The following is a 26048-nucleotide window of genomic DNA, read 5'->3' on the forward strand; positions in this document are numbered from 1 at the left end:
GAGCTTGCCGCTCTCTAATCGATTTAAGAGGCCGGAAACGCGCAAGGCCGGGCCTTGCGCGAGAGGTATCAGTTGCCGTCGTCTTCGGCCCAGGTGCGGCCGTCACGCTCGACCAGAGCGATGGAGGCGGACGGGCCCCAGGTGCCGGCGGTGTAGCCTTTCGGCGTTTCCTTGGACGCAGCCCATGCAGCCTGGATCGGGTCGATCCAGGCCCAGGCGGCGTCAACTTCGTCACGGCGCATGAACAGGGTCTGGTTGCCGCGGATCACGTCCATGATCAGGCGTTCGTAGGCATCCGGGTTACGCACCTTGAAGGCTTCGGCAAAACTCATGTCGAGCGGAACCTGACGCAGGCGCATGCCGCCGGGGCCGGGGTCCTTGATCATGATCTGCATCTGGACTCCTTCATCGGGCTGCAGACGGATGATGAGGCGGTTGGCGGTGATCGCCCCGGCTTCCGCGTCGAAGATAGAATGCGGGATCGGACGGAACTGGACGACGATTTCCGATACGCGCTGCGCCAGACGCTTGCCGGTGCGCAGGTAGAAGGGCACGCCGGCCCAACGCCAGTTGGCGATTTCCGCCTTCAGGGCGACGAAGGTTTCCGTCCGGCTTTCGTTGTTGCCGAGCTCTTCCAGGTAACCGGGAACCGCACCTCCGGCCGAAGCCCCTGCGCGGTACTGGCCGCGCACGGTCAGCTTGTCGATGCTCTGCTCGTCGATCGGGGCAAGGGCTTTCAGGACCTTCAGCTTCTCGTCGCGCACGCTGTCGGCGTTCATGCTTTCCGGCGGCTCCATCGCCACAAGGCAGAGCAGCTGAAGGATGTGGTTCTGCACCATGTCGCGCAGGGCACCTGCGGTATCGTAGTAGCCGGCACGGCCACCGGTGCCGAGCGACTCGGCCACGGTGATCTGGACGTGGTCGATATGGGCAGCGTTCCACAGCGGCTCGAACAGGGCATTGGCAAAGCGCAGGGCCATCAGGTTCTGCACCGTTTCCTTGCCGAGATAGTGGTCGATACGGAAGATCTGGTGTTCGTTGAACACAGCGCCAACCGTGTCGTTGAGCGCCTTGGCGGACTTGCCGTCCTTGCCGATGGGCTTTTCCATGACGACGCGGGAATGGTCGTTGACGACGCCGATACGGCCGAGGTTCTCGCAGATCGTGCCGAAAAGATCCGGGCCGACCGCAAGATAGAAGGCGCGGATGACTTCAGGGCGTTCGTCCAGGATGGTTCTCAGATCTTCAAAGCCGTCGCCTGTGGCGATGTCGATCTTGACGTAGCGCAGGCGCTTCAGGAACTGCTGAAGATGCTCGTCGTCCAGATCCTTGACGTGTTCTTCAAGTGCGGCCTTGGCATAATCGCGATAGTCGTCGTCGGAATAGTCGCGGCGGGCACTGCAGATGATGCGGGCGTTTTCCGGCATCTGGCCGTCCGCGTCGCGGTGGTAAAGGGCAGGCAGAAGCTTGCGGTGGGCGAGGTCTCCGGAGGCTCCGAAAACGACGAGGTCGAATTCTTCAACTTCAATGACGCGTACCGCCATAAAACATCCCTTCTCACAGCTGCCAGTCCGATGGGCCGCTCCGGCCTGGACCGTTTTCGACTGCCTTTTAAATCGATTTAATTCTCTTGTCAGCCCCTCATTTCAGGGCCGACCACTCTTTTTCCAGTTCGCTCCTGCGCGGCAGATCCGCTCCCCGCCGGGAGCAGGTGATGGCAGCTGCCCCGACGGCGAAATCAAGAAGACGATTTAGCTGGCCGGCGTCAAGGGCTGCAAGCGCATCACGGTTGGTTGCACCAAGATGTTTCAGCCCTGCAAGCAGGGCTGCCTGGAAGGTGTCGCCCGCGCCAACGGTATCTTCAACGGTTACCTTGATGCCCGGGCGGCTGACTTCGATGCCTTCGGCAAATGCGGTTGCACCGTCTCCGCCCCGTGTGACGATGACCAGCGAAGCCCCCATGCCGAGCCAGGCGCGGGCAATGGTTTCAACGGGTTCACCGGGAGCGATCAGGGCAAGGTCCTCGTCCGAAACCTTGACGACGTCCGTCAACGGAACAAGGCTTTCCGTATTGCGGCGCCAGAGCGCCATGTCCGGCACCACGGTCGGGCGTATGTTCGGGTCGAAGGAGACCAGCGTATGGTCTCGCTCACGTTCGATCAGAGCCCTGAAGGCGACCGAAACCGGCTCGACCAGTGCCGTGTAGGACCCGATGTGCAGAAACAATGGCGGTTCGTCGAACTGCGGCAGGTCATCGACGGTCACCATACGGTCAGCCGCGTTCTCGCCGTAGAATGTATAGGCCGGAGAGCCGTGCTCATCCTTCTGGACGAGGCTGAGTGTCGTCAGGTAGTCGGTCCTCAGGATATAGCGTTCCGAAACGCCTTCACTGCGAAACTTCTGGACCAGACGCTCGCCAAGGGCATCGCGTGAAATGCCGCCGAAAAACCCGGCGTCCTCTTCAAGGCGCGCCAGCCCCATGGCCACGTTGAAGGGGGATCCGCCGATACGGGCGTCGAAAGAAACACTGTCGCCGGAACCGGCTTCTCCAAAGAGATCGAACAGTGCTTCGCCGCAAATCAAAAACATATACGTTCTGGTCTTTCGTCGTTTGTCAGGATCCGCATCGACGGCGGATTCATGAATTTGTGTCATTTCGCGGCAGCGGCCTTTCAGACCACCGTCTTATCCGAATGAGGCCGGCAAGGCGCCGAACCTGATGCCCATCCTTCGAGACGAACCTTTCGGTTCTCCTCAGGATGAGGGTGTGGGGAGGTGGGGGCTGAACCCGGTGTCTCCCGCTACCTTATTGGTTTCAACGAGGCGCGCAAATTGCGCTCGTTGTATGTGTCTTCTCTGACCCCACAGCGGCTCATCAATCCACCACCTCATCCTGAGGAGGGCCATAAGCCCGTCTCGAAGGATGGGCCACGGGCGCTGATTTTGCCGCCCATCCTTCGAGACGAACCTGTCGGTTCTCCTCAGGATGAGGGTTTGGGTGGGAGAGGGGCTGAGCCCGGTGTCTCCCGTTCCCTTATTGGTTTCAACGAGGCGCGCAAATTGCGCTCGTTGTATGTGTCTTCTCTGACCCCACAGCGGCTCATCAATCCACCACCTCATCCTGAGGAGGGCCATAAGCCCGTCTCGAAGGATGGGCCACAGGCACCGAATTTGCGGCCCATCTTTCGGGACGAACCTTTCGGTTCTCTTCGGGATGAGGTCCCGGGTAGGAGGCGCCGGATGAAGGCACCTCCCGTTTTTCTTCCCTGGCCTAGGCCGCCATGCTGTCCGGCGGATCCATGGCTCCGGTCATGATCGCCACCGCATCGGACATGGAAAAGTCCGACGGTTTGATGACACAAGCCCGACTGCCCAGCCGATGAATGTGGATACGGTCGGCAACCTCGAAGACATGGGGCATGTTGTGACTGATCAGCACGATGGGCAAGCCCCTGGCCCTGACATCCTTGATCAGCTCCAGCACGCGCCGGCTTTCCTTGACGCCCAGAGCGGCGGTCGGCTCGTCCATGATCACGACCTTGGAGCCGAAAGCGGCCGCCCGTGCCACCGCCACCCCCTGGCGCTGACCGCCTGAAAGCGTTTCAACGGCCTGGTTGATGTTCTGAATGGTGAGCAGCCCCAGTTCGTTCAGCTTTTCGCGGGCGATCTCCTCCATCTTCTTTCGGTCCAGCTGGCGCAGCCAGGTGCCGCGGAAGCCGGGTTTCTTCAACTCACGGCCCATGAACATGTTGTCGGTGATCGACAGGGCAGGGGACATGGCCAGGGTCTGGTACACCGTCTCGATCCCGGCTTCTCGGGCGTCGATGGGCGAGGTGAAGTGGACGGGCTTGCCATCGAGCAGGATCTCTCCGCCATCAGGCTGCACGGCTCCGCTGAGAGCCTTGATCAAGGTGGATTTGCCAGCCCCGTTGTCACCGATCACGGCGAGGATCTCGCCGGGATAGAGTTCGAAGTCGGCTCGGTCCATGGCCACGACACGGCCGTAGCGCTTGACCAGTTTACGCGCTTGCAGGACAGGTTCCATCACACAGATACCTTTCTGATCCATTGGTCGATCGCGACCGCGCCGATGATGAGGATGCCGATCAGCAGGTAGGTCCACTGCGCATCGGCGCCAAGCAGGCGCAGGCTGAGCGTGAACACACCGACGATGAGTGCGCCGAACAGGGTACCGAGCACGGATCCGCGTCCGCCGAAGAGCGAGATGCCGCCGATCACCACGGCCGTGATGGATTCGATGTTGGCAAGCTGACCCGTGGTCGGGGAAACAGAACCGATGCGGCCGATCATCGCCCAGCCGGCGAAGGCGCAGATAAGCCCGGACAGCATGTAGACCGATATCAGAACCTTCTTCACCTGCACGCCCGAAAGCTGCGCGGCTTCCGGATCGTCGCCAACGGCGTAAACATGCCTGCCCCAGGCTGTCTGACGCAGGGCGTAGGCCAGCACCAGCACCAGAAGCACCATGAAGATGACGCCGTAGGTGAAGACTGCGCCGCCGACATTGACCTTGTTGCCGAAGAACTGAAGCAGTGGTGCCACTTCGGCGATTTCCTGAGACCGGATGGTCTCATTGGCCGAATAAAGGAAGTTGGTGGCAAGCACGATCTGCCACATGCCGAGCGTCACGATGAAGGGGGGCAACTTGACGATGGCGACAAGGAAGCCGTTGAGATACCCGCAAAAGGTACCGCAAATCAGACCGCAGACGATGGAGACCTCCACCGGCAAACCATAGCGGAAGGTGAACTGCCCCATGACAACGGAGGACAGCACCATGATCGCGCCGACCGACAGATCGATGCCGGCGGTCAGGATGACGATGCTCTGTGCTGCCGCCACGATGCCGATGATCTGGACCTGCTGCAGGATCAGCGTCAGTGCGAAGGGGGAGAACAGTTTCGATCCGAGCAACAGCCCGAAAACGACAAGGGAGAGTACCAGGACGATCAGCGGAACCAGTGATGGGGTCTGGTGCAGCGTGTGCTGGATTTTTTGCCCGATCCCATGACGTTCGTCATCGAATGAGGCGACAGCTTGCGGTCCGGAGGTGGCAGCGGATTCGTAGTCCGCCGGCCCCTTGGCCGTTTTGCTTTCTAAGGTCATGCCCGTTTAACCTTCTTTGCGCCGGTTTTGAAAAAAGGGGCAAGGTCGCCCATGCCCCTTTTGATCTCGTCCAGGGGTGTCTTAGCCCCAGCAGAGATCCGTTCCCTTGGCGGTGTCGATGGATTCGACGCCTTCAACCGGCTTGTCGGTCACAAGGGCAACACCGGTGTCGAAGAAGTCCTTGCCTTCGGTCGGCTCCGGCTTGGTGCCATTGTCGGCCCAGGCCTTGATGGCCTCGATGCCGAGCGATGCCATCAGCAGCGGATACTGCTGCGAGGTGGCGCCGATAACACCGTCCTTGACGTTCTGAACACCCGGGCAGCCGCCGTCGACAGATACGATCAGCACGTCGTTTTCGCGGCCGATGGCCTTCAGTGCTTCATAGGCGCCGGCAGCCGCAGGTTCGTTGATCGTGTAGACCACGTTGACCATCGGATCCTTGGCGAGCAGGTTTTCCATGGCCTTGCGACCGCCTTCCTCGTTGCCTGCGGTCACGTCGTTGCCGACGATGCGCGGATCGGTTTCGTCACCCCACTTGTTCGGGTCGCCAAGCTCGATGCCGAAGCCCTGCAGGAAGCCCTGGTCACGCAGCACGCCGACGGTTGGCTGGCTGATGCCGAGATCAAGCATGGCGATCTTGGCATTGGCTGCCTCGTCGCCCAGGCTGGCCGCGGCCCACTGGCCGATCAGCTCACCCGCCTTGAAGTTGTCGGTGGCGAAGGTTGCGTCGGCTGCATCAATGGGATCGAGCGGCGTGTCGAGTGCAATCACCAGAAGGCCGGCGTCGCGCGCCTGCTGGACAGCCGGCACGATGGACGACGTGTCGGATGCGGTCAGCAAGATGCCCTTGGCACCGTCTGCAATACAGGTTTCGATCGCTGCCACCTGGGTTTCATGGTCGCCGTCGATCTTGCCTGCGAAGGACTTCAGTTCGATGCCGAGTTCTTCAGCCTTTGCGGTGGCGCCTTCCTTCATTTTCACGAAGAACGGGTTGGTGTCCGTCTTGGTGATCAGGCAGGCGGAGATGTCTGCTGCGACTGCCGGAGTGGCAGCCATGGCGGCGAGAACGGAACCGGTCGCGAGTAGTTTGCGGATCATTTGCGTTTTTCCTCCCTGGCCAATTCAGGTTGAACGGTTGGGCGTGGCCAGATGTGACCCCAACCGTGCTGCCCGTGCCGGAAAGCTGGCTCTATCCTCCGAGCTGCCAGCTCCGGCGGGTCCGGTGTCTTTCCCGCCTGTCAGGATTGCTGCCCTGGGCGAGAAATTGAAGAATTGCGGCAGGCTGGCTGCGCCGATGGCGCCTGCGTCGTGGCCAAAGCTGCCGATTTCGATGTCGGGTGAATGGCGTTTCTCCGGCGCGGCCTTTTCCACGGCCTTTTTCAAGGCGGCGCGGAAGGTTTCCGGGAACGGGCCGCCAAGGTCGCCGTCGAGGACGACCAGAGGAACATCGAGAAGCGCATAGGCCGAGCGCAGGGCAAGTGCGAGCGCTTCGGCGCAGTCTTCAAGCCACTCGGTGTATTTCGGGTCGCCGGTTTCAACCGCGTGCTGCAAATCGGAGCGGTTGAGCTTTGGAAAATCTTCGGGCGACATGTGCCGGGCGAGTGCAACCAGCGATGCGCGGGTCAGCAGCAGGTCCCAGGAATTGCGGGCCTTTGGTGCGGTGGTCAACGTGCTTGGCGGGACGGGGATCATGGCAACGTCGCCGGCGTTGCCGGATACACCGCGCACGACATCGCCCTTCAGAATCAGGCCGCCGCCGATGGCAGGTCCAAGGAAAAGATAGACGAAATTGTCGTTCTGCCGGCCCAGCCCGTAGAAGAGTTCGGCCACAGCGGCGGCCGTGCCGTCGTTCTCGCTGAACACCGGCAGGCCGGTAGCCTTTTCCAGGGCGTCGGTCAGGTCGAAGTCTTCCCACTTCATGAAATCGGCCTGGGGCAGGCCCAGTTCATGCAGCCAGGCACCAAGGTTGAACGGTTGCGCCAGGCCAATGCCGGTGATGCGGGACTGGTCTTCCTTGCTCAGATGCTGGCGCAGGAATTCCAGATCGTCCTTGAGGATTTCCATGGCCTCTTCGGGCGCGGGCAGGATCATGTCATGAAGCCGGCGGGCAATCAGCTGGCCGGAAAAATCCATCAACACGGTTTCCATGTTGGTCCGGTCCAGCCGCACCCCGAAGGAATAGGCGCCGCGCGGGGCAAGCCGGAGAATGGTTGCCGGTTGCCCGCGACTGCCGTCGTGACGCTTGCCGGCTTCCACGATCAGCCCTTCCTCGATGAGGTTCTGGATGATGGCACCGATGGCCGCGTTGGTCAGCTGTACCGCCCGGGCGAGTTCCGCCTTGGAGGCCTCACCGGCACGCCGAAGGATCTGAAGTACGATGCGTTCGTTGTACCGGCGCAATTGCGCGGAATTCGAACCACGGCCGCTTTTTGGCGTGTCCTCCACCGGTCTTGCTCCTCCCCAGGAACTGCCTGCTCTCGTCGGCGGCATCAGAATAAATAAGTTTGATAAAATTATTCGCCCAAGTGGCCCGGCTGTCAATCGCAATCTGTTTTGCAACGCACGTTTTCGATATTGTGGCGCGGTAAGTCTCTGCGCAACAACACGAAAAATTCTCGCCTGCCTCGGTAACATTTTTCCGGCAGGGGCCGGTCTGGCACATCCGCGCAGCCTGGGTGCGCGCGGGATTGACGGGCGATCCGTGTTTCAGCTCTTTCGTGCAGGACATCCTAACACACCTTCGCGAAATCGTTGCCGGAGCTTTCAACATCCGTATTGTCGGGGAGGGACGAGAATCGGAGACAAAAAATGCCGGCCACACATGATGAAGCGTTTCTGGAGCGGGCGATTGCTGCCGGGGCAGGGGAGCGTCCTGCCGATCTGGTGATCAGGAACGCCAGCCTGTTCAGCGTTGTCGATGGATCCACGATCGAAACGGATATTGCGATCGTCGGTGACAGGATCGTCGGCACACACGGGCAGTATGAAGCGGCCGAAACGATCGACGGTTCGGGACTGACAGCCGTACCCGGCTTCATCGACACGCATCTTCATGTGGAATCGTCTCTGGTCACGCCGTTCGAATTTGACCGCTGCGTGCTGCCGCACGGAGTGACCACAGCCATTTGCGATCCGCATGAGATTGCCAATGTTCTGGGTGCCGAAGGGATCCGATATTTCCTGGACAGTTCTCTGGAAACAGTGATGGACCTCAAGGTCAATCTCTCGTCCTGCGTTCCTGCAACGGCTTTTGAGACAGCCGGCGCCTGCCTGGAGATCGAGGACCTGCTGCCGTTCCGCGATCATCCGAGTGTGATCGGCCTTGCCGAATTCATGAATTTTCCAGGTGTGCTTGCGCGCGATCCCAAGGTGCTGGCGAAGCTTGCCGCCTTTCAGGACGGTCATATCGACGGCCATGCGCCTCTGCTTCAGGGCATTGGCCTCAACGGTTATCTGGCCGCAGGCATCCGCACCGACCACGAGGCAACCTCCGCCGAGGAGGCGCTGGAAAAGCTCGCCAAAGGCATGACGATCCTGATGCGGGAAGGCTCCGTTTCCAAGGACCTGGAAGCGCTGGCTCCGATCCTGACACCGGATGTTTCGGCTTTCGTCGCGCTGTGCACGGACGACCGCAATCCGCTCGATATTGCCGAGGAAGGCCACCTCGACAGCATGATCCGCCGCCTGATCGCCAAGGGCATCCGTCCGCTGGACGCCTATCGGGCCGCAAGCTGGTCGGCGGCCAATGCCTTTGGCCTGAAAGACAGGGGCGTGATTGCACCGGGCAAGCGCGCAGACATTGCGCTGTTGAGCGACTTTGCCGATTGCCGTGTGGCGCAAGTGATCTGCGGCGGTGTTCTGGCGACGGACGAAGCATTTGCAAATAGAACCATCGTCCCGGCGGTTGGCCTCGACAGCGTGCATGTCGGCCAGGTCACCGCGTCAAAGTTCGATATACCGGCGCGCAACAGCGAGGCCGACGTTATCGGTGTGGTGCCGGGCAGGATCATCACCGAACACCTGAAGCGCACCTTGCCGGTGACCGGCGGCAAGACGCTGGCCGATCTTGATCAGGATGTGCTGAAGGTCGCCGTCGTGGAGCGGCACAAGGGCACTGGCAACATCGGCCTCGGTTTCGTCAATGGTTTCGGCATGAAACAGGGCGCAATTGCTTCGTCCGTCGGCCATGACAGCCACAACATCTGCGTGGTTGGCGCGGATGAGGAAGCCATGGCCCACGCGGTCAACCGGGTGATCGCCATGAAGGGTGGATTTGCGGTTGCCGACAAGGATGGTGTGAAAGCCGAACTTGCCCTGCCGCTGGCGGGACTGATGAGCCTGGAGCCGTTCGAAACGGTGAAGGAGGAACTGGAGCACCTGCGCGCCGCTGCCAAGGATCTCGGCTGTACGCTGGCCGAACCGTTTCTGCAGGTCGCCTTCCTGCCTTTGCCGGTCATTCCGCATCTGAAGATCACCGATTTCGGCGTCTTCGATGTCAACAAGTTCGAACTGGTGGATCAGGGTAGTTGATGCTTGCGCTCAGTACTGGCGCAAACGTGCACGAAAACGTGCCCATTTCCGCGCGGATCGCAACGCCAGAAACAGGAGGACAGCTCCGGCAACAAGGGACCAGAACAGGATCTGGCTGTCGAGAGAAAACCTGTCCAAACTGCGGGTGGGATAGGCAATCTTCGGATTGAGTGGCAAATAAGTGACGTTCAGAGCGCCGTCTGTCTCTCGGATGATCTCCCCAGGCTTTATCCTGAAATCCAGAGTTTGGGCCGGTGCGTTCGTTGGGTTGATTTCAACGACGATCCTTTCGTCGTGCCAGCTTTTGAAGTTCTTGAAAGTGTTCCGGTAATTGGAACGATAATGCGCCCAAGCCTTGTCCCCATCGGGCGTGTCGTTGATAATGACCAGAACCTTGCCGGGGGTGGTTTCGCCAAAGCCCTTCAGAAGCCAGTACTTCAAACCGCTGTCGTGGTGGAAATAAATTGAGATCGCGACAGCGCTAGCTACAAAAAACAGGATGGCCAGGTGAAGCGCGTGGCTGTCTTCTGCCGCTTCTTTCGGGTTATACAAAGGCAACACCTTTCGTTCGAGTATTGCACCAAGATATGCACCTAAAAGTAGCAGTGACGCAATTCCTCAAGACAAAAATCTATGGGTCTGGTTCGCTCCAGCGTTCGGAATGCGCGCGACACCTTCCTGCCTTTGCCGGGCATTTCGCATCTGAAGATCACCGAATTCGGTTTCTTCGATGTCAACAAGCTCGAACTGGTGGATCAGGGGAGCTGAAACAGGTCTTTCGATGATCCTCACTCTTGCCGTTTCCGGATACCGCTCGCTACGCGACATCGTCCTACCGCTCGACCGCATCACCCTGGTGACGGGTGCGAACGGCAGCGGCAAGTCGAGCCTCTACCGGTCGATCCGTTTGCTGGCGGAAGTCTCGCAAGGCCAGGCGATTGCCTCGCTGGCTGCGGAAGGTGGCCTCAATTCGACGCTCTGGGCGGGGCCTGAAGCTTTTTCCAGGGCGATGAAACAGGGCGACGTGCCGGTTCAGGGAACCGTGCGCAAGGGCGTGGTCAGTCTGAAGCTCGGCTTTGCCGATGAGGATTATGGCTATGCGATAGATCTCGGTCTGCCGGCGGACGCCGGGCGGTCGCTGTTTTCCATGGATCCGGAAATCAAGGCCGAGGCCCTTTGGGCCGGCGAAGCCTTGTCCCGCTCGAACGAAATCGCGGCCAGAAACGGCCCGACGGTTCGGGTTCTCAATGCCCACGGGCAGCGCATACCGGTTTTCCAGAACCTTGCCCGCTTCGACAGCATGATGACCCATGCCGCCGATCCGAAAGACGGTCTGGAACTTCTGGTCATGCGCGAACGCATGCGCGCCTGGCGTTTTTATGATCACCTGCGCACCGACAGGGACGCTCCCGCGCGGTTTCCCAAGATAGGAACACGGACACCTGTGCTGAGCGGAGATGGCGGGGATCTGGCAGCCGCTCTTCAGACCATCCAGGAAATTGGTGACGAGCGGGCTCTGGAAGAGGCAGTCGATGACGCATTCCCCGGAGCATCCGTCAGGATTTCGGTCAACGACGGCTATTTTGAACTGCTGATGCAGCAGAAGGGGCTGCTGCGCGAGCTACGGGCCAGTGAACTGTCTGACGGAACGCTCCGGTATCTCCTGTTGACGGCGGCGCTTTTATCACCGCGCCCGGCGCCCTTGGTGGTGCTGAACGAGCCCGAGACAAGCCTCCATCCGGCATTGCTGGAGCCTCTCGCCCGGCTGATTGCACGGGCCGCGGAAAAGACGCAGGTGATCGTCGTTTCCCATGCGGACGAACTGGTGTCCGTGCTGTCGTCGGAAAGAGGCTGCATGCGCTACGATCTGCGCAAGGAACTTGGCGAGACGGTTGTGGATAGCGCTGACACACCTCGCTGGAACTGGCCAAAGAGATAAACCGCCTGTATTGCAGGGTTGTCTATAAGTTTTTGATTTGACGTCTCTATTGCCAACCGGCTCAGCTGGCTTATCTTAAGCGGATGGTTCTTCGCGCGCAAAAAAACGACGAGGTGTCGTTACGTCGCGAGTTGACGTGAACGGAAGGTTGGTTCATGTCAGGAGAGACCCAAAGAGGTGACGCCTCATTGGTGGCCGGGCCCTTGAGGAGGACCATTTCGTGGTACGGATTTTGTCCGGATCACGAAATTTCAGGATAAAGGCCCGTCCGCGCAGTGAAGCGATAAAACGCGTTGGAGAACGTAATGACGACTGCGGAGGAGTGGAACGCGGCGTTCAAGCCCCGTCCAGTACACGAGTATCTCGAGACGACCGTTGCCCAATACGGGACCCGTCCTGCCTGTGATTTCATGGGCAAGGTGTGGACTTATGCCGAATTCGGCGCGCTGGTCGACAGGACGGCTGCCGGACTGCAGGCGATGGGCGTCGGCCCGGGTGTGCACGTCGGCCTGTGCCTGCCAAACACGCCTTTCTACACGATCTTCTATTTCGCGGTTCTGAAGATCGGCGCCACGGTCGCCAACTTCAATCCGCTCTACGTCGAGCGCGAACTGTCGTTCCAGGCGCGTGATGCCGATGTGCGCATCATGGTGACCATGGATCTGAAGGTGATCTACGACAAGGTCGAGGAGGTTCGCAGGGAACGGGCGCTCGACAAGATCATCGTCTGCCCGATGGCCTGGTGCCTGCCGACGATCAAGAAGGTGCTGTTCAGTCTGTTCAAGCGAAAGGAACTGGCGGACATTCACCGTGATGACGCCCACATTCGTTTCGAAGACCTGCAGACGAGGGGCGACAAGCCCAAGCCGGTCGCAATCGATCCGGCAAACGATATCGCGGTGCTGCAGTATACCGGGGGTACCACCGGCGTTCCCAAGGGCGCGATGCTGACGCACAGAAACCTGTCGGCCAATATCGAGCAGATGCGCTGCGTCTTCGAAAAGGCGCGGCCAGGCGAAGAAAAGATGCTGTGCGTATTGCCGTTCTTCCACGTCTTCGCAATGACGGTGGGGCAGAACCTGTCAATCATTCTGGGCGCTGAAATGGTGCTGCAGCCGCGCTTTGAACTGAAGTCGCTGCTGGAAGCGGTCAAGCGAAAGAAGGTGACCCTCTTTCCGGGCGTGCCGACAATCTACACGGCCATCAACAACTCGCCCATGACGGCGAATTACGATCTGACCAGCATCAGGATCTGCTTGTCGGGCGGCGCGCCTTTGCCGGTGGAGGTCAAGGAAAGCTTTGAAAAGATCACGGGCTGCATTCTGGTGGAAGGATACGGTCTCACCGAAACGTCGCCAGTTGCCGCGGTCAACCCGCTGGACGACAGCCGCCGGGCGGGGTCCATCGGAAGGCTGGTGCCGGGGACCAGTGCCCGCTTCGTGAGTATCGAGGACCGCGAAACCGTGGTTCCGGCAGGCGAGAAGGGCGAGTTGCTGCTGCACGGGCCCCAGGTGATGAAGGGCTACTGGAAGCGCGAGGACGCGACCGCCGAGACCATCACCCAGGACGGCTATCTGCATACGGGCGATGTCGGTTATCAGGATGATGGCGGCTTCATCTATCTGGTCGACAGGATCAAGGACCTGATCCTGTGCTCTGGATACAACGTCTATCCGCGTGTCATCGAGGAAGCGATCTACCAGCACGAGGCCGTGGACGAGACCATCGTCATTGCCGTGCCGGATGCCTATCGCGGCCAGAGCCCGAAGGCCTTCATCAAGCTGAAGGAAGGCCATTCGCTCACCGCCGATGACATGAAGGCCTTCCTGAAGGACCATCTGTCGACGATCGAACTGCCAAGAGACTATGAGTTCCGTGACGAGTTGCCGAAAACCATGGTCGGCAAACTGTCGAAGAAGGAACTGGTCGAGGAAGAAGCCCAGAAGCGGGCAGCGGCGGAAGCCCGGAGCGCCTGAGCGCACCGTTCCTGAAAACACCGGAAGCGCTCTCAATCGAGCGCTTCCGTGCAATGCTTTCTGTCTAAACCGGCACAATTTTCAAGTCACGCAGAGCGGGTTTCCACCTGACAAGCGGTCACACTGCTGTCGCATTAACCCGTTGCAACGAAGCGGCGTGATTGCCTCACAGCGTCTTCAAATAGTCCTGAAATTCCTTGCCCGGCTCCTTCGGAAACCGTGTGTCGGTGATCGCGAATGACCTGATGCGATCGAGCCGGAAATTCCGGAAGCCGTTCCGTACTTCGCACCACGCAGTCAGCACCCAGACACTTTCGAAGGCAGTCAGTCCCAGCGGGCGGGTGAGGCGTTCGCTGACGCGGTCCTGCAGGTCGCTGTAGCCGAGTTGCACCTTGCGCCGTTTGCGGATGGCATCGCGCAGCGGAGACAGGGCGTCATGTCCTTGTGCCGAGGAGGCCTTGCCGACCGCGAGCAACGGACGGTTCAGCGAGCGTTCGCCTTCGGACAGAACTGCTCCAAGCTTGCCGAGCACACGCTCGGCCGTTTCGCTCATGGTTTTGTCGCCACGTGCCTTGACCATGCGAATGCCGAGCAGGATGACATCCAGCTCGTCCGGATCGAACTGCATCGGCGGCAGGAAATATCCACGCTCGAGAACGTAGCCGACACCACCTTCACCGCGAATGGGCGCGCCCATCGCCTTCAGCGTGGCCATGTCCCGATAAATGGTGCGTTCCGTCACGCCCAGCAGCTCCGCAAGCATGGCGGCCGGAACGGCGCCTCTGCGGCTGCGCAGGGCATCCAGGATGGAAAACAGCCTGATGGTTCGCATGGGTGTCGGTCTCCAGCCGGTTTCTGCAAGGAATTTGCTGCCGCCCTCTTTTGCACGATCATAGCGCATCCCCCTGACAGAAACTGTCTCTGACGCCTTCTATAGAGCTGGCAGCAGAAACACGGAAGGACATCTCATGCTGCGAAAAGAACTGGGACCGATGAAAGTGATGGGGTTTGCTCGCTACGAGGCGAAAGCAGGCGTAGGTGCGCCGGAACTGATAGCGGCCGCCCGCCTGTGGCAGAAGGAGTTCCTGAGCAACCAGCCGGGAATCGCCTTTCACTGCTTTTTAGGCAATGCAACAGGCGGTTATGCCGATGCAATTCTGGCAAGGGACGAGGCCAGTTTCGCAGCCATGTCCGAGGCGCATATGCAGGCAGCAAGCTCAAGGGCATTCATGGAACTGCTGGAGCCCGGCAGCATTCGCCTGTGTCTCAACCGTCTGATGAAAGACCTCGAAGCGGTGCCGGACGGATTTTCCGCCATCGAATTCGGTACGTTTCGTCCCAGGGACGACGGCAGCTTTTCAGAAGAGGCGCTGATGGCTGCGTCCGGACGGATCGAGAGGGAGTATCTTGCCCCCTTGCCGGAAACCAGGGCGCATCTGATGGCGCGGGCAGGGGAGGATACCTATTCGGAGATCTGCTTTGTGGAAACGGAAGGTGCTGCCAGGGAGATCTGCGGAGGCTATGTGTCGAACGCGGCCTGTGCGCCGCTATTGAACCTGTTTGATCCCGCCAGCGTCGATCTGGATTTCTGGCACGTGCTTGCCTGAGCCGGCAGGCGACCTTATCGCCTGAGCCGGCAGGCAACCTCATCGCCTGCTGCTCTAGCTATTGTACCCGCGTCCGTCCGAGGCCCTTGCCAGTTTCTGGCCGCGTTTGGCCTCGCGGCGGACCGTGTAGATCGACGCGGCGATGATGACGGCAGCGCCCACCAGTGTTTCCACGCGCGGCCACTGGTGGAACACCAGCGCACCGAAAACGGTGGCATAGAGCAGCCTGGTGTAGTCCAGCGAGGCAATTGCGGTGGCTTCGCCGGCGCGGAATGCCTGGATATTCGCCATTTGGGCCGCCCAGGACACGATGCCGATCCCAAGAAGAATTCCCCATTGTGCCAGGGTCGGGCTCTGCCAGGTCAGGATGGCGGGGATGATCATGATCAGACCGACGCCGAAAGCCTGGTAGGTTAGGATGGTGACCGGGGGATCGGTGCGCGTCAGCAGGCGGACGACAATCATCACCAGGCCGGCGCAGGCCGCCCCGGCAATGGCGAGCAGCGCAAAGGGATCGATCAGCCCGTCGCCTTGCGGGCGGAGCATCAGAACAACCCCCAGAAAGCCGACGATGGTGGCACCCCAGCGGTGCACACCGACTGTTTCTCCCAGCAACCAGATGGCGAAGATCGTGAGGAAGAACGTCTTGGAGAAGCTGATTGCCGTGGCATCGGCCAACGGCAGTTCGATGACGGCCGTGAAGCCGCAGAGCATGGCGGTCGCAGCAACCACGATACGGGTCAGCTGAAGTCCGGGACGTTTTGTTGCCAGTGAGGTCGGCAATCCGCTGAGGATCTTCGGGGCAACGATGGCAAGCATGATGCCCTGGCGGATCACCAGGATCTGGAAGACCGTCAGGTCCTTGCCGAGCAGCTTGATCAGGGTGACCATGATCGAGAACAGAAAGGCGGCCAGAAGGATCCAGAGCGCGCCGATGGTGTTCGACGGCAGGTTCTCCGTCAGGCTGGTCACCTTGCGCCGAAGACGATTGCCGGTTGCCTCGGAAGGCTCCGGCTGTTGGGTGGGCATGTCCATCGTGAATCCTTGCCGGAGGGTATGCGGATGCGGCGGCGCATTGGGGCCGGAGCACAGGCAAGACTCGGATAAGGCTGTTTGTTGCAGTTGAAACAAGCTTAGCGCTTTTCGCCGAGAAGGAAAGAGGGCGGCTGTTTGCCATCGCAGGCGGATGCAATTTAAACTGCGCCGAACGGGGAGGACATCCATGGAAAAAATCCAGACGCAGGGCGTGCATCACATCACTCTTGTCGGGGCCGACAGGCAGACTTCCATCGATTTCTGGGAAGGGCTGCTGGGAATGCCTTTCGTGTTCGAGCAACCCAATCTGGACGATGAAAACCAGAGCCATCTGTATTTCGATCCCGGCGATGGCCGTCTCATCACGATCTTCACCAACGAAGACCGCAATCCGGACCCGGAGCCGGCTCCCCAGACAATCGGCTGCGTTCATCACCTGGCGCTTGCCGTATCGCAGGCAACCTTTCGGCAGATTGCCGAGCGGCTTGATGCACGCGGCATATCGCACAGCGGTCCGAAGGATCGCGGCTTCATGGATTCCATCTATTTTCGTGACCCGCTCGGGCTGCTGATCGAACTGGCCAGCTATCGCTTCGTACCGCCGGAAGGCGTCGCCATGGGCGAGGTCATGCTGGAAGCACACAAGATCCGGGTGGCGCGGGGTGACTACAACATTCAGGAAGTCCATCTTGCCGATGCCATCGAGCAATTGACGCGCGAAACGAGACGCAGCCTGTCTGACGACCGGCGCCCGAAGAACCCGTACAAGCGGTAGGGCGTTATCCGGCTGTTGCACTTGCCGGACGATCTTTGCACGCGCGCGCAAATTCGCTTGCGCGCCGCTGTGAATCATGATGATGAGCTGCGTCCGAAATCTTGTTTTCAGACAGGATCGCAACCTGTGTTGCGCTCTCCGGCAGGCCATGCAATGCTCGGTTAACAAGGTCGTTTGGGAAAGGCCCCAGCAAGGGGGCTCCAGGGTTTTTTTGAATGACAATGGCTAAGAAGGGGCGTCCCTTGGCCGCTGCCGATATCATCGGCTGGCGTGAAATCGTGAGCCTTCCCGAACTGGGCGTTTTCGATATGCGTGCCAAGATCGACACCGGCGCACGCACCTCGGCGCTCCATGCCGAAGAACAGGAAGTGTTCGAACGCGACGGCCGGACCTGGGTACGTTTCCGGGTGCCTGCCTCGCGTCATCACAGCGATTTCCGGGCGGAGGTTCCGGTTCTGGACGAGCGCAACATCAAGAACACCAGCGGTGTTCCCGAACGGCGCATTGTCATCCGGACGTTACTTCATCTTGGAAAACATCACTGGCATGTGGATGTGTCGCTGGCGGACAGGTCGAACATGGGGTTCGACATGATCCTCGGCCGGACGGCGATCAGGCGGCACAACGTGCTGGTGCATGCAGGCCGGTCTTTCCTGGCGGGAAAGCCCGCGCTGGCAACAAAACACTAAGCTGCGCGTTTAAGCGGCAGGAAACAATCACTGAAAATTCGGTGTCGCAACACCGGTCGGAACGAGGCTGAGACCGAGGGACTTGAACCAATGAAAATTGCTATGATGGCACGGAATCCCGAGCTCTATTCCCACAAGCGCCTGAAGGACGCTGCCGAGGAGCGCGGTCACGAACTGGAAATCATCAACACGCTGCGCTGCTACATGAACATCGCCTCGCGGCGGCCGGAAATCTATTACAACGGCAGCAAGCTGACCGGCTTCGACGCGGTTATTCCGAGGATCGGCGCATCGGTCACTTTTTACGGTCTGGCCGTGTTGCGCCAGTTCGAGATGATGGGCGTCTACCCGCTGAATGAATCCGTTGCCATCGGACGGTCGCGCGACAAGCTTCGGTCGATGCAGCTGCTTGCCCGCGACGGGATCGGCCTGCCGGTAACGACCTTCGCCCACGATCCGAAGATGACCGAGGAAGTGCTGGCGACCGCGGGCGGCGCCCCGGTTGTGATCAAGCTGCTGGAAGGCACTCAGGGCATCGGTGTGGTTCTTGCCGATACGGAGCGGTCTGCCAAGTCGGTGATCGAGGCGTTTCGCGGTGCCAACGTGAACATCCTGGTGCAGGAATTCATCAAGGAAGCCGGCGGCACCGACATCCGCGCGCTGGTGGTTGGCGGCAAGGTGATTGCGGCCATGAAGCGGACGGGTGCGGAGGGCGAATTCCGGTCCAACCTGCACCGCGGTGGCAGTGCGGCCGCCATCAAGATTTCTCCCGAGGAACGTTCGACCGCCATTCGCGCGGCAAAGACCATGGGGCTGAACGTCTGCGGCGTCGATATGCTGCGGTCCAACCATGGCCCGGTGGTGATGGAGGTCAACTCGTCGCCCGGGCTGGAGGGCGTTGAAAAGGCAACAGGTATTGATGTTGCCGGCAAGATCATCGACTTTATTGCCAAGAATGCCCAGGTTGGCAAAACCAAGACCAAGGGACGCGGTTGACCACAAAAGTGAAAGCCTTCGAGATCGGCGACCACAAGATCGCACCGGGAACCCGGCGTACGATCGATCTGCCGGTCAGCGTGCTGTCGGACCACACGCCCGTGACGATGTCCGTGCATGTCCTGCATGGAAGCAAACCCGGGCCGGTCATGTTCGTCAGTGCGGCCGTGCATGGTGACGAGGTCATTGGTGTGGAGATCGCACGCCGTGTCCTGAAAGCGCCACAGCTCGAAATCCAGGAACTGGACAAGCTGAAGGGTACGCTGATGGTCATCCCGATCGTCAACGCGTTCGGCTTTCTGAACCATTCGCGCTATCTGCCCGACCGGCGTGACCTGAACCGTTCGTTCCCCGGTAGCCTGCGCGGCTCGCTGGCCGGGCGGCTGGCGCATCTTTTCATGAGCGAGATCGTCAACCGGTCCGATTATGGCATCGACCTGCATTCGGCGGCCATTCACCGGACCAACCTGCCGCAGATCCGCGTTTCGCCTTCACTGGCAGACACGCTGTCGCTCGCGAAAGCTTTCGGTGCTCCGGTCATCCTGACTTCCAAGGTGCGCGATGGGTCGTTGCGACAGGCCGCACAGCTGAAGGGAACCGACGTCCTGGTGTTCGAGGCGGGCGAAGGCCTGCGGTTTGACGAAATGGCGATCAGAGCTGGCGTTTCCGGGGTCTTGCGCGTGATGCGGTCCTTGAAGATGTTGGGGGCGAAGGGCATCACGCGGCCAAAGGCCCGTTCGATCCTCAGCAAGACGAGCTACTGGGTCCGTTCTCCGGCCGGGGGATTGTTGCGGCCGTTCAAATCGGTCGGCGATGTTGTCGAACCCGGTATGCTGCTTGGCATCACCTCTGATCCGTTCGGCGAGAAGGAACGGAACGTGCTGGCCGAACTCGGTGGGCTCATCGTGGGCAGAACCAACCTTCCGGTGGTCAACGAAGGGGACGGGCTGTTTCATATCGCCGAGTTCAACGAACGATACGACGCTGAAACGACCCTCGACAGCCTGGCTTCCCAGCTTGAGGCCGATCCGCTGTTCGACGAAGACGAAATCATCTAGAGGCGGCTTGGTTTCAGCGTTTCTCGGCGTGTGCAGCAGCTCACCCACCTATCGCATGCTTCAGGGGAGGGGCTGGCTTGTGTTGATGGAAGCGCCACTGGCACCGAATGAGCAAGCCGTCTCGGCACCCACAGCTTGCCCCGAAAAACAAATGTGCGAAGCAGAATTGTCCAAACCTCTGGCCACGTCGGCTTTCGGGCACTATGTTGAACAAAACCGGCGCTCCCGGCGCGTGGATATTTCCCAAGGGAAAGTCTTCCCAAAAAAAGCAGGTCCAGATTCATGAACCAGATGGTCACTCCGAAGTTCGGTGTTGGCGCCCCATTGCGCCGCAAGGAAGATGAGCCGCTCATAACGGGCAAGGGCATCTATACGGGCGATTACATGCCGGAAGGCTGCCTGCACGGGGTCGTCGTTCGGTCCGCCATGGCACATGCGCGCATCAGCCTTGGAAATGTGGACGAGATCCGTGAGATGGACGGTGTCCGGCTGGTGCTCACCGGAGCCGAGCTGGAAGGCCGGACGATGCCTTGCCGGGCGCGTCCGAAGCAGATCGACGGCTCCAATTTCGCAGCGCCCGATCAGCCTGTCCTGTGCTCCGACGAAGTACGCTATGTGGGCGATGCGATTGCCTTCATCGTCGCGGACGATGTCAACGCAGCCCGGAATGCCGCCGAGATGCTGGAAATCGACTACGACCCGCTGGACGTTGTCGTCGGGATCGAGCAGGCCCTTGCACCGGACGCCGTGAAGGTCTGGCCGGAATTCGGGACCAACGTCGCCTTCACCTACGGTCAGGGTGATCAGTCCAGGACCGACGCTGCCTTCGAAAAGGCTGACAAGGTCGTTTCCATCGACGTCGTCAACAACCGGATCGTTGCCAACTACATGGAGCTGCGCGGTTGCGTTGCCGAATTCGATGCTGCGAGCGACCGGTTCAAGCTGACGGTCGGCACCCAGGGCGGTCATGGTCTGCGTGACATCATCTGCAGCATTCTGGATCTGGAAGCTGAAAAACTGCAGGTGATCACGCCGGAAGTCGGTGGTGGCTTCGGTACCAAGATGTTCTGCTACCGCGAATACCCGCTGAGCATGGTTGCTGCTCGCGAACTTGGTCGGCCAGTGCGCTGGACAGGTGAGCGCATGGACCACTTCGTGACGGATGCACATGGTCGGGACAATGTCTCCCACGCGGAACTGGCGCTGGACGCCGACTGCCGGATCCTGGGGCTCAAGGTGCACGTCAGGGCTGCCATGGGTGCCTATCTGCACCAGTTCGGCCCGTTCATTCCCTTCGTCGGCACATCGATGACCTCCGGTCTCTACGACATTCCGGCCGTCTTTGCGAAGGTCGAGGGCGTCTACATGCACACGGTGCCGACGGATGCCTTCCGCGGCGCGGGCCGTCCGGAAGCTGCCTATCTGATCGAGCGCCTGATCGAGAAGGCGGGAGAGGAAACGGGTGTCGGATCGGTAGAGATCCGCAAGCGCAATTTCATCAAGCCGGAGCAACTGCCTTACACGACCCAGACGGGGCGAATGTACGACACCGGCGATTTTTCCGGCCATCTGCAAAAGGCGCTGGAAGTTGCCGACTGGGACGGCTTCAATGCCCGGCAGGACGACAGTGCGAAGCACGGCAAGTACCGCGGCATCGGCATCTGTTCCTATATCGAGGCCTGTGCCTTCCCTGGCAGCGAGGAAGCCACCCTTGAGCTCAACGACAAGGGTACGTTGACGTTGCTGATCGGTACACAGACCAACGGCCAGGGCCATGCAACGGCCTACAGCCAGGTGATTGCGGAACAGTTCGGCATCTCCATCGAGGACATCGACGTTATCCAGGGCGACACCGACCGGGTGCGCAAGGGGGGCGGAACGGGTGGGTCGCGCTCCATCCCCATCGGCCTGCCGTCTGTCCGCGATGCGGGCATTGCGCTGGTCAAGAAGGTGAAGGAACTTGCCGCTGATCGGCTTGAGGCCGGGATCGAGGATCTTGAACTCGACGGTGGCATGGTTCGTGTGGTCGGAACCGACCAGCAGGTGACACTAGCCGAGATTGCGGCAGGCGCCGGGGAAACCCTGACCGCCCGCGAAGAGGTCAATCAGACCGAGGCGACCTATCCGAACGGCACCCATGTGTGCGAGGTGGAAATCGATCCGGATACCGGTGACGTTGCCATCGTCAACTACGTGATCGTCGATGATTTCGGTGTCACGGTGAACCCGCTTCTCCTGGCCGGTCAGGTGCATGGCGGTGCGGCCTCCGCACTCAGCCAGGCCCTGTGCGAGCAGACGATCTACGACGAAGACGGCCAGCTTCTGACGGCTTCGCTGCTCGACTACCGCATGATACGGGCAGCAGACCTGCCGGACATTCATTTCGAGACCCGCAACGTTCCATCGACCACCAATGCCATGGGCATCAAGGGCGCGGGTGAAGCCGGAACCATCGGCGGCTGCGCATCAGTCATGAATGCGGTGCAGAAGGCGCTGAAGGACGGGGCAGGGGTCAGCGAGCTGATCGACATGCCGGCAACCCCGCTTCGCGTGTGGGAAGCCATCCAGGCAGCAAAATAACGGAAACTGAAAAAGGCGCCCTTTCGAGGCGCCTTTTATCTTTCAGGCAGCAAGTTGACACCGGTAAAGCCCGGTTCTCAAGATTGTGTCTGTGGTTTCTTTTAAATAAACGTATGAATTATCCGGTTCTTGCCGCAATCTTGCGGTTCATCGGTGCGTGGCGCGAATCCTTCCGCTTCAAGAAATAGGATCCTCCCGTTGTTTCAGTCCTTCTTTCCCAAGCCCAAACTTTTCTTCCTGTCTGCCTTCCTCTGGTCACTCGCCGCAATCCTTGCTTGGTACGGGTTTGCTGAAGGACTGACAGAAACACTGGGCTTCGGCACGCCGCCACAGGGTGAGCAACCACCCATCGGGCTGCCCTATTTCGTCACACCTGATTTTCTTTGGTTCTATATCTATTACGGTATCTGCACGCTGCTCTTCGGCGGTTTCTGGTGGATGTTCTCTCGCGACCACCGCTGGCAGATCTGGTCGATCTGGGGCTCATCCCTGATCATTTTCATGACCTACTACAGCGTTCAGGTGTCAGTCGCGATCAACAACTGGCGCAGACCGTTCTTCGATACGCTGCAAAACGCGCTCAATGGAGAGGAAAGCGGTGTCACCGCAGCAGACTTCTACAACCTGATGCTGATCTTCGCGCAGATCACATCGGTCTGGGTCATTCTCTACATCTTCACGCGCTTCTTCGTCAGCCACTACGTCTTCCGCTGGCGCACGGCGATGAACGACTACTACGTCGAAAAGTGGTCGAATGTGCGCCACATCGAAGGTGCCTCGCAGCGTATTCAGGAAGACACGATGCGCTTTGCTTCCATCATGGAAGGGCTTGGCGTTGCGTTCATCGACTCGATCATGACACTGATCGCCTTCTTGCCGGTGCTGTTTGCGCTTTCAAGTCATGTCTCGTCCCTGCCGATTGTAGGCGAAATTCCGGCGCCATTGTTCACCGCGGCAATCATCTGGTCGCTGTTTGGGACGGTTTTGCTCGGCCTTGTTGGCATCAAGCTGCCCGGACTGGAGTTCCACAACCAGCGCGTCGAGGCAGCCTACCGTAAGGAACTTGTGTACGGGGAAGATCATGAAGATCGCGCCAATCCGGCGACCTTGCGCGAGCTGTTCGGTTTTGTCCGTCAAAACTATTTCCGGCTCTACTTCCACTATCTCTATTTTAACCTGGCCCGCGGCATTTACCTTCAGTCCGACAACATCTTCTCCTATTTCATCCTCATTCCGACGATCGTAGTGGGCAAGATCACCTTTGGTATCGTGCAGCAAATCCTGACGGCCTTCAGCCAGGTGTCCTCGTCCTTCCAGTTCCTGGTGAATTCCTGGACGACGATCATCGAGCTCCTGTCCATCTACAAACGTCTGAAAGGCTTTGAGGTCTCCATTTCCGAGCGGGAGCTCGCGGTTGCCGGTGGCACCACTCCTGAACCGGGGGCGCAAGCTTAAGGTCAGGTCTGCGCAAGACGTTCAAGCCAGTTTTCTGTCCCGGCGGTTCCGCGGTCCGACGCACCGCCCGTGGCTTCATGAAGAGCGCCGGGCCTGGAAGTTGTCATGGCGTTCTTGAGCCAGAAGTCCCGTTTCTCCGGACCTCCGGCGCCTACCGGGATGACCCGGCAGGCACCTCTTATCGGAATATCGCTGAAAGTGGCCTCCACCATGGTGTTCTTCGTCATGGCAACGGCCCTCAAGATTGCCGCCGAGACGGTACCGATCGGTGAGCTCGTGTTCGCACGGAATTTCTTCGGGCTGTTTCCGGTGCTGATCATGGTGGCGATGCGCCGGGAACTGGGGCTCGCCTTTCGAACGGCCAACCCGCTGGGACATCTTACCCGGGCGTCCGTCGGCCTGACGGCGATGGTTTGCGGCTTCACCGCGTTGTCTCTGCTGCCCTTGCCGGATGCGACGGCGATCGGCTTTGCATCGCCGCTCTTCGTGGTGGTGCTGGCTTTTCTGCTGCTTGGCGAAAAGGTGCGGGTCTATCGCTGGAGCGCAGTCGGTGTCGGCTTTGTCGGCATTCTGGTTGTGCTGTCACCGCATCTGGGTGACGCGGAGTTGGACAGCAACTCGATGATCGGGGCCTTGATCGGCCTGACAGGAGCCGGCTTTGCCGCGCTCGCCATGATCACCGTGCGCAAATTGTGCGAGACGGAGCGCACGTCCACAATCGTTACCTGGTTTGCGGGCATGTCGTCCGTGCTGTCGCTGCTCACGCTGCCGTTGGGCTTTCTGCTGCCGGGTCAGGCCTGGATCATTCCGGACCTGCCCACGGCAGGTCTGCTTCTGCTGATCGGCCTTGCGGGCGGTGTCGGCCAGATCCTGCTGACGCAGAGCTACCGGTTCGCGGATGCCTCCACCATTGCCCCGTTCGACTATGTCAACATGCTATGGGCGATTATTGTCGGCTGGGTGGTGTTCAGCGAAACGCCTTTGCCCGCTGTGGTGCTGGGGGCGCTAATCGTGATAGCCGCCGGTATTTTCGTCATCTACCGCGAGCACAAGCTCGGGCTGGACCGGACAAAAGCACGCCGGGCGTCATCGCCTTCGCGTTCGTAGGGCGAGAGACAAGAGGGCGGGTCACGCTGTCTTCCCGCGTCATTCCGGACAAGCACAGCAATGCTGTGCGCAGATCCGGAAACCAGACTTATTACGCGCCTTAGGCGCGGCATTACACAAAGAGAGAAGAGTTCGCTTTGCTCACGCTGATGCGCTGGATCCCGGATCGGCGCGCAGTTTTACTGCGCCGATCCGGAATGACGGCGAATGCGGGTGGTTTCCGAAATCGGCCTTACTGCGACTTGTACTCGAACCGCTCGACAGCGCTCTTGGTGCCGTCCTTGAAGATCAGCTGCACGCTGATCGACTGGGCCGACCCCAGGGGCAGCTCCAGATAGGGCTTGTCCTTCAGAACGACATTCTGGTTGTCCGGGTCACAGGCTTCCAGTTGCCATTCCTGCTCAATCGGGTCGTCGTTCAATCCGTAGAAGACATAGTCGATGCCGCACTTCCAGGATTCCAGGTGGGTGAAATAGATCAGCTCCTGGCCCTGCCAGTCGCGGAATGACACCCAGTTGGCCTTGGTCAGGTCCAGGATCTGCTTGATCTGCTCCGGTGGCATGCCTTGCGCGGACGCGGTCGAGCCGATCGGAGCAAGAGCGAGGGGCAGGCAAAGGGCGGCGATTTTAATGAGTTTCATGGAAATATCCGGGTCTGAGTTTAGAAGGCCTTGAAGGTAATGATGGTTTTGGTGTCCTGAATGCCGTCGATCGGGTGGACCTTCTCGTTTACGAAGTGGCCAATGTCCGAACCGTCATCGACATAGAATTTCACCAGAAGATCGTAGTCGCCGGAGGTGGAGTAGACTTCGGACGCAATTTCCGCATCGGCGATCGCATTGGCGACCTGGTAGGTCTTGCCCAACTGGCATTTGATCATCACGAAAAACGGTACCATGAGGCGCTCCGGGCAGTTGGTGTTTGAAGGGGGTGAACGTGTCACCTGAACCATCAGCCGGGCTGTTCGGTTAGCCAAACATGCCGGGCAACAGATTCACGAAAGCAGACTAGGACATCGCCTATCTCCTCCCGCCAGTCAATTGCCGAGTAGCCGCTCTGCACAAGGCGGGTCTTGCAATCGCACGGCCGGCTTGTTAGCAGTGCAATCATCTCATGGGGGGGCCCGGCCATCCTGGACCGGGCTGAGAGGCGGCCTGCCAACTCCTTGAACCTGA

General features: G+C 59.9%; 23 protein-coding genes. 12 read left to right on the plus strand and 11 right to left on the minus strand.

Annotation, left to right across the window (positions count from 1 at the left end):
• Nucleotides 1-68: 68 nt before the first annotated feature.
• From zwf to FIV03_RS15695, 6 genes are all read right to left on the minus strand, one after another.
• A complete protein-coding gene (zwf, locus tag FIV03_RS15670) occupies nt 69-1544 on the minus strand; it encodes a glucose-6-phosphate dehydrogenase (protein ID WP_152510204.1) in 1476 nt (491 codons plus the stop codon).
• A gap of 97 nt (nt 1545-1641) precedes the next feature.
• Nucleotides 1642-2589: a carbohydrate kinase gene (locus tag FIV03_RS15675; protein WP_152510205.1), complete on the minus strand. Its 948-nt coding sequence runs from the start codon at nt 2587-2589 to the stop codon at nt 1642-1644.
• 682 nt (nt 2590-3271) lie between these two features.
• The gene (locus tag FIV03_RS15680; protein WP_208984213.1) at nt 3272-4069 is read right to left on the minus strand and encodes an ATP-binding cassette domain-containing protein; all 798 of its coding nucleotides are present in this window, start codon (nt 4067-4069) and stop codon (nt 3272-3274) included.
• The gene (locus FIV03_RS15685) at nt 4045-5127 is read right to left on the minus strand and encodes an ABC transporter permease (protein WP_152510206.1); all 1083 of its coding nucleotides are present in this window, start codon (nt 5125-5127) and stop codon (nt 4045-4047) included. Before FIV03_RS15685 ends, FIV03_RS15680 begins: the two co-directional genes overlap by 25 nt.
• 81 nt (nt 5128-5208) lie before the next feature.
• Nucleotides 5209-6225: a sugar ABC transporter substrate-binding protein gene (locus tag FIV03_RS15690; protein ID WP_023000622.1), complete on the minus strand. Its 1017-nt coding sequence runs from the start codon at nt 6223-6225 to the stop codon at nt 5209-5211.
• Between the two features lie 24 nt (nt 6226-6249).
• Nucleotides 6250-7572, minus strand: coding sequence for an ROK family transcriptional regulator (locus FIV03_RS15695; protein ID WP_201030462.1), 1323 nt, complete (start codon nt 7570-7572; stop codon nt 6250-6252).
• Between the two features lie 363 nt (nt 7573-7935).
• Between FIV03_RS15695 and ade the strand changes: the two genes are divergently transcribed.
• Nucleotides 7936-9657 (plus strand): adenine deaminase, encoded by a 1722-nt coding sequence (ade, locus tag FIV03_RS15700; protein WP_152510207.1) that lies wholly within the window; start codon nt 7936-7938, stop codon nt 9655-9657.
• A 9-nt stretch (nt 9658-9666) separates the two neighbouring features.
• Here the strand turns inward: ade and FIV03_RS15705 are convergent, their stop codons facing one another.
• Nucleotides 9667-10209, minus strand: coding sequence for a hypothetical protein (locus FIV03_RS15705; RefSeq protein ID WP_023000625.1), 543 nt, complete (start codon nt 10207-10209; stop codon nt 9667-9669).
• An 81-nt stretch (nt 10210-10290) separates the two neighbouring features.
• Between FIV03_RS15705 and FIV03_RS31880 the strand changes: the two genes are divergently transcribed.
• From FIV03_RS31880 to FIV03_RS15715, 3 genes are all read left to right on the plus strand, one after another.
• Nucleotides 10291-10425, plus strand: a complete 135-nt coding sequence (locus FIV03_RS31880) for a hypothetical protein (protein ID WP_023000626.1) — start codon at nt 10291-10293, stop codon at nt 10423-10425.
• Between the two features lie 13 nt (nt 10426-10438).
• A complete protein-coding gene (locus tag FIV03_RS15710) occupies nt 10439-11596 on the plus strand; it encodes an AAA family ATPase (RefSeq protein WP_152510208.1) in 1158 nt (385 codons plus the stop codon).
• Nucleotides 11597-11901: 305 nt separating this feature from the next.
• Nucleotides 11902-13572 carry a long-chain fatty acid--CoA ligase gene (locus FIV03_RS15715; protein WP_173013864.1) on the plus strand — a complete coding sequence of 557 codons (1671 nt, stop codon included), beginning with the start codon at nt 11902-11904 and terminating at the stop codon, nt 13570-13572.
• Nucleotides 13573-13738: 166 nt separating this feature from the next.
• Here FIV03_RS15715 and FIV03_RS15720 read toward each other — a convergent pair whose 3' ends face one another.
• Nucleotides 13739-14404 carry a YafY family protein gene (locus FIV03_RS15720; RefSeq protein ID WP_152510210.1) on the minus strand — a complete coding sequence of 222 codons (666 nt, stop codon included), beginning with the start codon at nt 14402-14404 and terminating at the stop codon, nt 13739-13741.
• A 136-nt stretch (nt 14405-14540) separates the two neighbouring features.
• On the opposite strand from FIV03_RS15720, the gene FIV03_RS15725 reads away from it, so the two are divergent.
• Nucleotides 14541-15179, plus strand: a complete 639-nt coding sequence (locus FIV03_RS15725) for a hypothetical protein (RefSeq protein ID WP_286202197.1) — start codon at nt 14541-14543, stop codon at nt 15177-15179.
• 54 nt (nt 15180-15233) lie between these two features.
• On the opposite strand, the gene FIV03_RS15730 is transcribed toward FIV03_RS15725, so the two are convergent.
• Nucleotides 15234-16208 (minus strand): DMT family transporter, encoded by a 975-nt coding sequence (locus FIV03_RS15730; protein WP_208993494.1) that lies wholly within the window; start codon nt 16206-16208, stop codon nt 15234-15236.
• 193 nt (nt 16209-16401) lie between these two features.
• On the opposite strand from FIV03_RS15730, the gene FIV03_RS15735 reads away from it, so the two are divergent.
• The 7 genes from FIV03_RS15735 (at nt 16402) to FIV03_RS15765 (ending at nt 24874) form a co-directional block, all read left to right on the plus strand.
• On the plus strand, nt 16402-16989 hold the full coding sequence (locus tag FIV03_RS15735; RefSeq protein ID WP_152510211.1) for a VOC family protein: 588 nt from the start codon (nt 16402-16404) through the stop codon (nt 16987-16989).
• 215 nt (nt 16990-17204) lie between these two features.
• Nucleotides 17205-17678 (plus strand): RimK/LysX family protein, encoded by a 474-nt coding sequence (locus tag FIV03_RS15740; RefSeq protein WP_208984212.1) that lies wholly within the window; start codon nt 17205-17207, stop codon nt 17676-17678.
• 90 nt (nt 17679-17768) lie between these two features.
• Nucleotides 17769-18674 (plus strand): 30S ribosomal protein S6--L-glutamate ligase, encoded by a 906-nt coding sequence (gene rimK / locus FIV03_RS15745; RefSeq protein ID WP_006932769.1) that lies wholly within the window; start codon nt 17769-17771, stop codon nt 18672-18674.
• Complete coding sequence (locus tag FIV03_RS15750) at nt 18671-19732, plus strand: succinylglutamate desuccinylase/aspartoacylase family protein (protein ID WP_152510212.1); 1062 nt, start codon at nt 18671-18673, stop codon at nt 19730-19732. The genes rimK and FIV03_RS15750 overlap by 4 nt, the downstream gene beginning before the upstream one ends.
• A 282-nt stretch (nt 19733-20014) precedes the next feature.
• A complete protein-coding gene (locus FIV03_RS15755) occupies nt 20015-22312 on the plus strand; it encodes a xanthine dehydrogenase family protein molybdopterin-binding subunit (RefSeq protein WP_152510213.1) in 2298 nt (765 codons plus the stop codon).
• A 198-nt stretch (nt 22313-22510) separates the two neighbouring features.
• The gene (gene sbmA, locus FIV03_RS15760; RefSeq protein WP_152510214.1) at nt 22511-23767 is read left to right on the plus strand and encodes a peptide antibiotic transporter SbmA; all 1257 of its coding nucleotides are present in this window, start codon (nt 22511-22513) and stop codon (nt 23765-23767) included.
• Nucleotides 23768-23872: 105 nt separating this feature from the next.
• Entirely contained in the window at nt 23873-24874 is a 1002-nt protein-coding gene (locus FIV03_RS15765; RefSeq protein WP_051990128.1) for a DMT family transporter, read from the plus strand.
• A 232-nt stretch (nt 24875-25106) separates the two neighbouring features.
• Here FIV03_RS15765 and FIV03_RS15770 read toward each other — a convergent pair whose 3' ends face one another.
• Entirely contained in the window at nt 25107-25514 is a 408-nt protein-coding gene (locus tag FIV03_RS15770; protein WP_023000640.1) for a hypothetical protein, read from the minus strand.
• 20 nt (nt 25515-25534) lie between these two features.
• Nucleotides 25535-25771, minus strand: a complete 237-nt coding sequence (locus FIV03_RS15775) for an Lrp/AsnC ligand binding domain-containing protein (protein WP_023000641.1) — start codon at nt 25769-25771, stop codon at nt 25535-25537.
• Nucleotides 25772-26048 lie beyond the last annotated feature (277 nt).

Origin of the sequence: Labrenzia sp. THAF187b (assembly GCF_009363375.1) — a bacterium.
Lineage (GTDB): Bacteria > Pseudomonadota > Alphaproteobacteria > Rhizobiales > Stappiaceae > Roseibium > Roseibium algicola.